This window comes from Rhizobacter sp. P2_H2, from assembly GCF_056403375.1.
In genome coordinates, this window is sequence record NZ_JBFUFP010000118.1 from 1 (window position 1) to 9,308 (window position 9,308).

Sequence of the window (9,308 nt, forward strand, 5' to 3'; positions counted from 1 at the left end):
GTGTAGCCCAGCAGCTCCACCACCTTCGGGTTGACGTAGCGGAAGCGGCCGTCCTGGATCAGGAACACGCCGACCTGCGCCTGCTCGAGGAACTCCTGGTAGGCCTGGGACGCCAGCGGGGCGCGGCCTGGCGCAAGCGCGGCGTCGGCGACGGCCAGTCGTTCGGCAGCGGCGGGGGGTGATGACACGATGACAGTCTCCATCGAAGCGATGCAAGGGCGTCTCTGTCGAACGCTTGCCCGGATATCGACGTGCAGGGGGACCGGCTTGAGCGCGGGGCGGCGCGAAACGGATTTGTGTCGAACAGTTGGCAGCGGCGGGGGTTTACCCTGCCGGATGAAGGCCTGGCGCAGCACCTTCTGGACGAAGTCGCGCGCGGTGGTCTTCTCGCAGGCATCCTGGCCGTCCACGGCCTCGGTCGCGGTGCAGCCGAGCGTCGGCTCCAGGACGTCTTTACGCCGTCTTGATGCGCAGCACCCGAATCCATATACCGATTTGATGCGCCCGTCCCTACGCTCCTGGACATCCGAATCACCGTCGTGAGGAGTCCATGGACCTTCTGTTTCTGGGAGCCGTCGCCCTGATGTTCATCGCCATCGTCGGCATGGCCATCGGCTGCGACAAGTTGGGAGCACGCACATGAGCTGGCTGTATGGGCTGGCCGGCCTGGCATCGCTGGGCCTGCTCGTGTACCTCGTCTTTGCATTGCTGAAGGCGGAGGACTTCTGATGAACTCGCAAGCCTGGATTCTTCTGGTGGCCTTCCTGGTCATCCTTGCACTGCTGGCCTGGCCGCTGGGCCGCTGGCTGGTCGCCGTCGCCGAAGGCCGCTTCCCGCGCTGGTTCGCGCCGTTCGTGAAGGCGGAACACGGCCTGTACCGACTGGCCGGTGTCGATGCCGGCAGCGGCATGGGCTGGCGCCAGTACGCCATCGCGCTGGTGGTGTTCAACCTGCTCGGCGTGCTGGCCGTCTATGCGCTGCAGCGCCTGCAAGGCGTGCTGCCGCTCAACCCGCAGGCGATGGCCGCGGTCAGCGCCGACTCGTCGTTCAACACCGCGATCAGCTTCGTCAGCAACACCAACTGGCAAGGCTATGCCGGTGAGTCGACGATGAGCTACCTCACGCAGATGCTCGCGCTGACGGTGCAGAACTTCTTCTCGGCCGCCACCGGCATCGTCGTCGTGATCGCGCTGGTGCGTGGCTTCGCGGCCCGCTCGTCGGCGTCGATCGGCAATTTCTGGGTCGACATCACGCGCGTCACCGCCTACATGCTGGTGCCGCTGTCGCTGGTGTTCGCGCTGGTGCTGGTCGGCCAGGGCGTGATCCAGAACTTCGGCGCCTACCAGGACGTGACGACGCTGCAGGCCGCGCCGCAGTCGATCGCGATGGGCCCGGTCGCGTCGCAGGAGGCGATCAAGATGCTCGGCACCAATGGCGGCGGCTTCTTCAACGCCAACTCGGCGCATCCGTACGAGAACCCGACGCCGTTGAGCAACCTCCTGCAGATGCTGGCCATCTTCCTGATCCCGGCCGCGCTGGTATTCATGTTTGGCCGCCTGGTCGGCGACATGCGCCAGGGTTGGGCGGTGCTGGCCGCGATGACGGCGATCTTCGTCGTCTCGGTGGTCGTCGTCACCGCACAGGAACAGCAGGGCAACCCGCTGCTCGCGCAGCTCGGTGTCGACCAGGCGGCCAGTGCCACGCAGCCGGGCGGCAACATGGAAGGCAAGGAGGCGCGCTTCGGCATCGCCGCCACCGGTCTGTTCGCCGCCACCACTACCGCCGCCTCGTGTGGCGCGGTGAACGCGATGCATGACTCGTTCACGCCGCTGGGCGGCATGGTACCGCTGGTGCTGATGCAGCTCGGCGAGGTCGTCTTCGGCGGCGTCGGCACCGGGCTGTACAGCATGCTGATCTTCGCGATCCTCGCGGTGTTCATCGCCGGGCTGATGATCGGCCGCACGCCCGAGTACCTGGGCAAGAAGATCGAGACCTACGAGATGAAGATGACCTCGATCGCGATCCTGGTCACGCCGATCCTGGTGCTGGCCGGGGCCGCGGTCGCGGTGCTGGCCGATGCCGGCAAGGCGGGCATCGCCAACCCCGGCGCGCACGGTTTCTCGGAGATCCTCTACGCCCTCACGTCGGCCGCCAACAACAACGGCAGCGCCTTTGCGGGCCTGTCGGCGAACACGCCGTTCTACAACACGCTGCTGGCGGTGGCGATGTGGTTCGGCCGCTTCGGCGTGATCGTGCCGGTGCTGGCGATCGCCGGCTCGCTGGCCGCGAAGAAGCGCCTGGCCGTCACGGCCGGCACGCTGCCGACGCATGGCCCGCTGTTCGTCACCCTGCTGATCGGCAGCGTGCTGCTGGTCGGCTTGCTCAACTACGTGCCGGCGCTGGCCCTCGGGCCGGTGGTCGAGCACCTGATGTTGTGGAATCCGCAATGACAACCGTCAAGAATTTCTCGATGTTCGACCCGGCGCTCGTGAAGCCGGCCATCGCCTCTGCGTTCGGCAAGCTCGACCCGCGCGTGCAGTGGCGCAACCCGGTGATGTTCGTCGTCTACGTCGGCAGCATCATCACGACGCTGCTGTGGGTGCAGGCGCTCGGCGGCCAGGGTGAGGCGCCGCAGGGCTTCATCCTCGCCGTGGCCTTGTGGCTGTGGTTCACCGTGCTGTTCGCCAACTTCGCCGAGGCGCTGGCCGAGGGCCGCAGCAAGGCCCAGGCCTCATCGCTGCGCGGCATGAAGCGCAAGACGATCGCGAAGAAGCTCGAGCGGCCGTTGCACGGCTCGGCCTGGCATCCGATGGAAGCCGATGAACTGCGCAAGGGCGCCGTCGTGCTGGTCGAGGCCGGCGACGTGATCCCGCTCGACGGCGAGGTGATCGAAGGCGTGGCCTCGGTCGACGAGAGCGCGATCACCGGCGAATCGGCACCGGTGATCCGCGAATCGGGTGGCGATTTCGCGTCGGTCACCGGCGGCACCCGCGTGCTGTCGGACTGGCTGGTGGTGCGCATCGGCGTCAACCCCGGCGAATCCTTCCTCGACCGCATGATCGCGATGGTCGAGGGCGCCAAGCGCCAGAAGACGCCCAACGAGATCGCGCTGACCATCCTGCTGGTCGCGCTGACCATCGTGTTCCTGGTCGTCACCGTGACGCTGCTGCCGTTCTCGATCTTCAGCGTCGAGGCCGCGCGGGTGGGCAACGTCGTGGGAACGCCGGTCACCATCACCACGCTGATCGCGCTGCTGGTGTGCCTGATCCCGACCACCATCGGTGCGCTGCTGTCGGCGATCGGCGTGGCCGGCATGAGCCGCATGATGGGTGCCAACGTGATCGCCACCTCGGGCCGCGCGGTCGAAGCCGCCGGCGATGTCGACGTGCTGCTGCTCGACAAGACCGGCACCATCACGCTGGGCAACCGGCAGGCCTCGGTGTTCCTGCCCGCGAAGGGCGTCAGCGACAAGGTGCTGGCCGACGCGGCGCAGTTCTCGTCGATGGCCGACGAGACGCCGGAAGGCCGCAGCATCGTCGTGCTGGCGAAGCAGAAGTTCAACCTGCGCGAGCGCGAGCTGTCGGGCCACGGCATCGCGTTCGTGCCGTTCACCGCGCAGACGCGGATGAGCGGTGTCGACATGGACGACGGCAGCGGCACGGTGCGCTCGTTGCGCAAGGGCGCGGGCGATGCGATCCGCCGGCATGTGGAGTCGCTGGGCGGCAGCTTCCCGGCCGACGTGCAAGCCACCGCCGACGAGGTGGCGCGCAAGGGCAGCACGCCGCTGGTGGTGGCCGACGGGGCCCGCGTGCTCGGGGTCGTCGAGCTGAAGGACATCGTCAAGGGCGGCATCAAGGAGCGCTTCGCCGAACTGCGCCGCATGGGCATCAGGACGGTGATGATCACCGGCGACAACCGCCTCACCGCAGCCGCCATCGCGGCGGAGGCCGGCGTCGACGACTTCCTCGCCGAGGCCACGCCCGAGGCCAAGCTGAAGATGATCCGCGACCACCAGGCCGACGGCCGCCTGGTCGCGATGRCCGGCGACGGCACCAACGATGCGCCGGCCCTCGCGCAGGCCGACGTGGCGGTGGCGATGAACACCGGCACGCAGGCCGCGAAGGAGGCCGGCAACATGGTCGACCTCGACAGCAACCCGACCAAGCTGCTGGAGATCGTCGAGACCGGCAAGCAGTTGCTGATGACGCGCGGCTCGCTGACCACCTTCTCGATCGCCAACGACGTGGCCAAGTACTTCGCGATCATCCCGGCCGCGTTCGCGACCACCTACCCGCAGCTTGCCGCGCTCGACGTGATGCGGCTCGCGAGCCCGTCGTCGGCCATCCTGTCGGCGGTGATCTTCAACGCGATCGTGATCGTGTTCCTGATCCCGCTGGCGCTGAAGGGCGTCAAGTACCGCGCGATCGGCGCCGCCGCGCTGCTGCGCCGCAACGTCCTCGTCTACGGGCTCGGCGGGCTGGTGGTGCCGTTCATCGGCATCAAGCTGATCGACCTGCTGCTGTCGGCCGTGCACCTCGCCTGAAGGATTCGACATCATGACTTCCGCTGTTTCCACCCTCCTTCGTCCGGCCCTGGTCGTGTTCGCGGTGCTGACCGCGCTGACCGGCGCCGCCTACCCGCTCGTCGTGACCGGCCTCGGCCGCGTGGCCTTCCCCGAGGAGGCCGCCGGCAGCCTGATCACGCGCAACGGCAAGCCGATCGGCTCGTCGCTGATCGGCCAGAACTTCAGCGATCCCAGGTACATCTGGGGCCGTCCGTCGGCGACCGCGCCGACGCCCTACAACGCGACGGCCTCCAGCGGCTCCAACCTGGGGCCGTTGAACCCGGCGCTGGTCGACGCGGTCAAGGGCCGCATCGAGGCGCTGCGCGCTGCCGATCCCGGCAACACCGCGCCGGTGCCGGTCGACCTGGTGACCGCATCGGGCAGCGGGCTCGACCCTGAGCTGAGCGTCGCGGGTGCACTCTTCCAGGCAGCACGTGTCGCGAAGGCGCGCAAGCTGTCGCCCCAGCAGGTGCAGGACCTGATCGAGCAGCACACCGAAGGCCGCTGGCTCGGCTTCCTCGGCGAGCCGCGAGTCAACGTGCTGCGCCTGAACCTCGCGCTCGATGCTGCACGCTCCTGAGCCTCGGCCGGGCCCCGGCCTGGATGGATCCGCTATAAACGCGCGGTTGAGACCCCTCGGTACAAGAGTGAACAGCAACGGAAACCGTCAGGGCCTCGGCCTGCTGACCCTCGGGGCTTTGGGCGTCGTCTACGGCGACATCGGCACCAGCCCGCTGTACACGATGAAGGAGGTGTTCCACCCCGCCAGCGGCGTCCCGCTGGACGCGCCGGACATCATCGGTGCGGTGTCGGTGATCTTCTGGGCGCTGATGGTGGTGGTCACGCTGAAATACGTGATCCTGATCCTGCGTGCCGACAACCGGGGCGAGGGCGGCATCATGGCGCTGACCGCGCTGGCGGCCGGTGGGACACCGACGCGTCGCACCTTGCTTCTGTTGACCGGTGTCCTGGGCGCCGCGCTCTTCTATGGCGACAGCGTGATCACGCCCGCCATCTCGGTGCTGGGCGCGGTCGAGGGGCTGGAGGCGATCACGCCCACCCTGAAACCCTACGTCCTGCCCCTCTCGATCGCCATCATCGTTGCGCTGTTCATGGCCCAGCGCTTCGGCACCGAGGCGGTCGGCAAGCTGTTCGGCCCGATCATCAGTGTGTGGTTCTTCGTGCTCGCACTCGTGGGTGTGCTGCAGATCGTGCAGCAGCCGGGCATCCTGGCGGCACTGAACCCGTTGGAGGCGGTGGCGTTCCTGCAGGCGAGAGGCTGGCACCTGTTCCTCGTGATGGGCTCGATCGTCCTGGCATTGACCGGTGCAGAAGCGCTGTACGCCGACATGGGGCACTTCGGGGCACGCCCGATACGCATCGCGTGGACGGGCTTGGTGCTGCCGTCGCTCGCGCTGAACTACATGGGGCAGGGGGCCTTGCTGATGCGCGATCCGTCGGCGCTGGAGAGCCCGTTCTACCGGCTGTTCCCGCAGGCCTGGCTGATCCCGGCGGTGCTGCTGGCCACCGCGGCCTCGGTGATCGCATCGCAAGCCGTGATCTCGGGTGCGTACTCGATGACCAAGCAGGCGATCCAGCTCGGGTTGCTGCCGCGCATGCGCGTGCTGAACACCTCGGAGAAGGAGGCGGGGCAGATCTATGTCCCCACGGTGAACTGGACCGTGATGGTGGCCGTGCTTCTCGCCACGGCAGGTTTCGGCAGCTCGTCGGCATTGGCTTCTGCCTATGGCATCGCCGTCACGGTGACGATGTTCATCACGACGCTGCTGACCTTCTTCGTCGTTCGCTACGTCTGGCGGTATTCACTGGCGGTCGCCGTTGCCGCGACGTCGGCCTTCCTGGTGGTCGACGCCGTGCTGGTGATCTCGTGTTCGCTGAAGATCCTGCAAGGCGGCTGGTTCCCGCTGGTGATGGGGGCAGCGATCTTCGCCGTGATGGCGACATGGAAGCGAGGTCGTGAGCTGTTGATCGAGCACATCCGCCGTGACGACCCGGAGCTGATGCCATTCATCACCGCGCTGGCGCGAGACGACACGGCGCATCGCCCGCCGCGCACCGCGGTCTATGCGGTGGCCAACCCCGACACGGTGCCGCAGGCGCTGATGCACAACCTGAAGCACTACCAGGTGCTGCATGAGCAGAACGTGATCCTGACGGTGAAGTTCGAAGAGGTGCCGCACATCGGCGATGCCGAGCGCATCGAGCTGACGCCGCTGGTCGAAGGCTTCTGGCGAGTGCAGGTGAGCTACGGGTTCATGGACCAGCCGGACATCCCGCGCGCCCTGGCCCACTGTTCACTGCACGGCCTGTCGATCGAGCCGGGTGCCACGTCGTACTTTCTGAGCCGCGAGATCGTCGTCCCGACCCAGGGAGCGGGCATGGCGCACTGGCGTGAGGCGCTGTTCGCGGCGATGTCGCGCAACGCCGGCAGCGTTGCAGACTTCTTCAAGCTGCCGCACAACTGCGTCGTCGAGCTGGGCACGCGGGTGCAGATCTAGCCTCGCTGGCACCCGGGCAGCGGTTCGCATATGCATGCGCGGCAGCGCGCGCATCGCCAGCGGCTAAGCTTCACGCCCATGTCCGCACCGATCTCCGCCGCCACGCCGCACCGGCACCTGGACGTTCGCCACGCGGTGTCGGTGTGCGTCGGCATGGTGATCGGCGCCGGCATCTTCAAGACCTCGCCGATGGTCGCCGCCAGCCTGGCGAGCGACACCGCGCTCTACCTCGTCTGGGCATTCGGTGGCGCTCTGTCCTTCGTCGGCGCGCTGTGCTTTGCCGAGCTCGCGGCGGCGTTCCCCGACGCGGGCGGCGACTACCACTTCCTGCGCCTGGCCTTCGGGCCGCGCACCGGTTTCCTGTTCGCCTGGTCGCGCTTCGCGGTCATCCACACCGGCTCGATGGCGCTGCTGGCCTTCGTGTTCGGCGACTACCTTGCGCAGGTCGTGGCGCTCGACCGCCTGCTCGGCCCCGGCCTGGGCGCCTACGGCAGCGCCCTGTTCGCGGCGGGTGCGATCGTGGTGCTGACGGCGTTGAACCTGCGCCATGTACGCATCGGCCTGGGCACGCAGGTCGGGCTGATGTCGCTGGTGATCGCGGGGCTGCTTGCGCTCGGCGTCGCGGCGCTGTGGCTGTGGGGGCAGGGCATTGCGCCGGCCACGCCGCTGGCCGCGCCGTCGCGCGACGGGCACGTCGAGATCGGTACCGCCTTCGTGTTCGTCTTCCTCGCCTACGGCGGCTGGAGCGACGCGGCCACGCTGTCCGCCGAGATGCGCGACGACCGGCGCGGCATCGTCCATGCGCTGCTGCTGGGCCTGGCGACGGTGACGGCGCTGTACCTGCTGGCCAACGCGGCCTACCTGCGCGGCCTGGGGCTGGAGGGGCTCGCGCGCAGCGACGCGCCGGCCGCCGACCTGATGCGGCTGGCCTTCGGCAGGCCGGGCGAGCTGCTGATCGTCAGCGTGGTGGCGCTGACCTCGGTCACCGTGATGAACGCGACGCTGGTCGCCGGCGCGCGCACCACCTGGGCGGCGGCGCGCGACCTGCAGCAGGCGCGGTTGATCGGTGGAGCGCTCGGCGAACGGCTGGCGCGGTGGGATCTCTCGCGCGGCACCCCGCCGGCGGCCATCGCGGCGATCGGCCTGGTGGCCGTGGCGCTGGTGGGCCTGGGCACCGTCACGCGCGGAGGCTTCGCGACCATGGTCGACTACCTCTCGCCGGTGTACTGGGGCTTCCTCACGCTCAGCGGCAGCGCGCTGCTGGTGCTGCGGCGCCGGTACCCCGAGGTGCCGCGGCCGTTTCGCGTGCCGCTCCATCCGTGGCTGCCGCTGGCCTTCTGCGCCTGTAGCGTCTACCTGCTCGTGGCGAGCCTGCAGTACGTGAAGGCCGGCGCACTGGCAGGCGTCGGCGTGCTGGCGCTCGGTGGGTTGCCGCTGCTGCTGCGCCGTGCGCGCCGATGGAATTGATCAAGGTCGTCTTCAGTGCCGTTTTTGGCGCCACGCTGATCGCGGTGGCCTGCCTCGGCAGCTGCATGCTGGTCGATGGGCTGGTGTTTCCGCGAGGGCCCTCGGGGCGGATGACCATGGAGGAAAAGTGCTTCAAGGCGGGCTGGGAGAAGGACGGCTGGCTGCGCGGGAGAAAGCAGGCGGAGTGCGAGCGGTGGATCGCCGCGGGCAGGCCGAAAGACTGGAAGTAGCAGGCCGCGCGCCGGGCTTTGTTATCGTCGTGGATTGCGGCCCGACGAGGCCGCCTATGAGGAGGACCCCATGACCGAACCCACCGCGGTGCCTGCCGCTGTCACCGACGGCGCCCCTGTCGCCACCCCTGCCGTTGCGCAGACACCCCGCGCGCTGGCCGAATCGATGCCGCTCGTCCAGTCCGGCGCGCGCTGGTTCTGGTGGATCGCCGGCCTGTCGGCGGTGAACGTCGGCATGCAGCACTCGGGCAGCGACACCCATTTCGTCGTCGGACTGGGCATCACCAGCCTCATCGATGCGCTGTTCTCCGGGCTGCCGGTTGTCAGCCTGCCGCTCGACGCGCTGGTGCTGGCCTTCTTCTTCGCGATGGGCCTGATGGCGCAACGCGGCAGCATGCGGGCCTTCTACGTGGGGGGCGCCGTGTACGCCCTCGATGGGGTGCTGTACCTCTTCATGGCCGACTGGATGCCGGTCGGGTTCCACGTGCTGGTGCTGTTCTTCATCGGCAAGGGCGCGCTGGCCTTGCG

Annotated in this window: 9 protein-coding genes; 8 read left to right on the plus strand and 1 reads right to left on the minus strand. The window is 68.4% G+C overall.

The genetic code is table 11. The features are described 5' to 3' along the window. Positions 1–188: PAS domain-containing protein (locus tag AC1D15_RS09675; protein WP_477825809.1), on the minus strand; the 188-nt coding region annotated here is incomplete at its 3' end. A gap of 451 nt (positions 189–639) precedes the next feature. Between AC1D15_RS09675 and kdpF the strand changes: the two genes are divergently transcribed. The 8 genes from kdpF to AC1D15_RS09715 all read left to right on the plus strand — a co-directional run. After that, positions 640–729, plus strand: a complete 90-nt coding sequence (gene kdpF / locus AC1D15_RS09680; RefSeq protein WP_073468658.1) for a K(+)-transporting ATPase subunit F — start codon at positions 640–642, stop codon at positions 727–729. Next, positions 729–2,450 carry a potassium-transporting ATPase subunit KdpA gene (gene kdpA / locus AC1D15_RS09685; protein WP_477825810.1) on the plus strand — a complete coding sequence of 574 codons (1,722 nt, stop codon included), beginning with the start codon at positions 729–731 and terminating at the stop codon, positions 2,448–2,450. Before kdpF ends, kdpA begins: the two co-directional genes overlap by 1 nt. Then, positions 2,447–4,543 carry a potassium-transporting ATPase subunit KdpB gene (kdpB, locus tag AC1D15_RS09690; RefSeq protein WP_477825811.1) on the plus strand — a complete coding sequence of 699 codons (2,097 nt, stop codon included), beginning with the start codon at positions 2,447–2,449 and terminating at the stop codon, positions 4,541–4,543. Before kdpA ends, kdpB begins: the two co-directional genes overlap by 4 nt. A gap of 13 nt (positions 4,544–4,556) precedes the next feature. Next, positions 4,557–5,144, plus strand: coding sequence for a potassium-transporting ATPase subunit KdpC (gene kdpC / locus AC1D15_RS09695; protein ID WP_477825812.1), 588 nt, complete (start codon positions 4,557–4,559; stop codon positions 5,142–5,144). Further along, the gene (locus AC1D15_RS09700) at positions 5,128–7,083 is read left to right on the plus strand and encodes a potassium transporter Kup (protein ID WP_477825813.1); all 1,956 of its coding nucleotides are present in this window, start codon (positions 5,128–5,130) and stop codon (positions 7,081–7,083) included. The genes kdpC and AC1D15_RS09700 overlap by 17 nt, the downstream gene beginning before the upstream one ends. Positions 7,084–7,161: 78 nt before the next feature. Beyond that, a complete protein-coding gene (locus tag AC1D15_RS09705; RefSeq protein ID WP_477825814.1) occupies positions 7,162–8,550 on the plus strand; it encodes an APC family permease in 1,389 nt (462 codons plus the stop codon). Further along, on the plus strand, positions 8,541–8,780 hold the full coding sequence (locus AC1D15_RS09710; protein ID WP_465113721.1) for a hypothetical protein: 240 nt from the start codon (positions 8,541–8,543) through the stop codon (positions 8,778–8,780). The genes AC1D15_RS09705 and AC1D15_RS09710 overlap by 10 nt, the downstream gene beginning before the upstream one ends. Positions 8,781–8,850: 70 nt before the next feature. Then, positions 8,851–9,308: hypothetical protein (locus AC1D15_RS09715; RefSeq protein ID WP_477825815.1), on the plus strand; the 458-nt coding region annotated here is incomplete at its 3' end.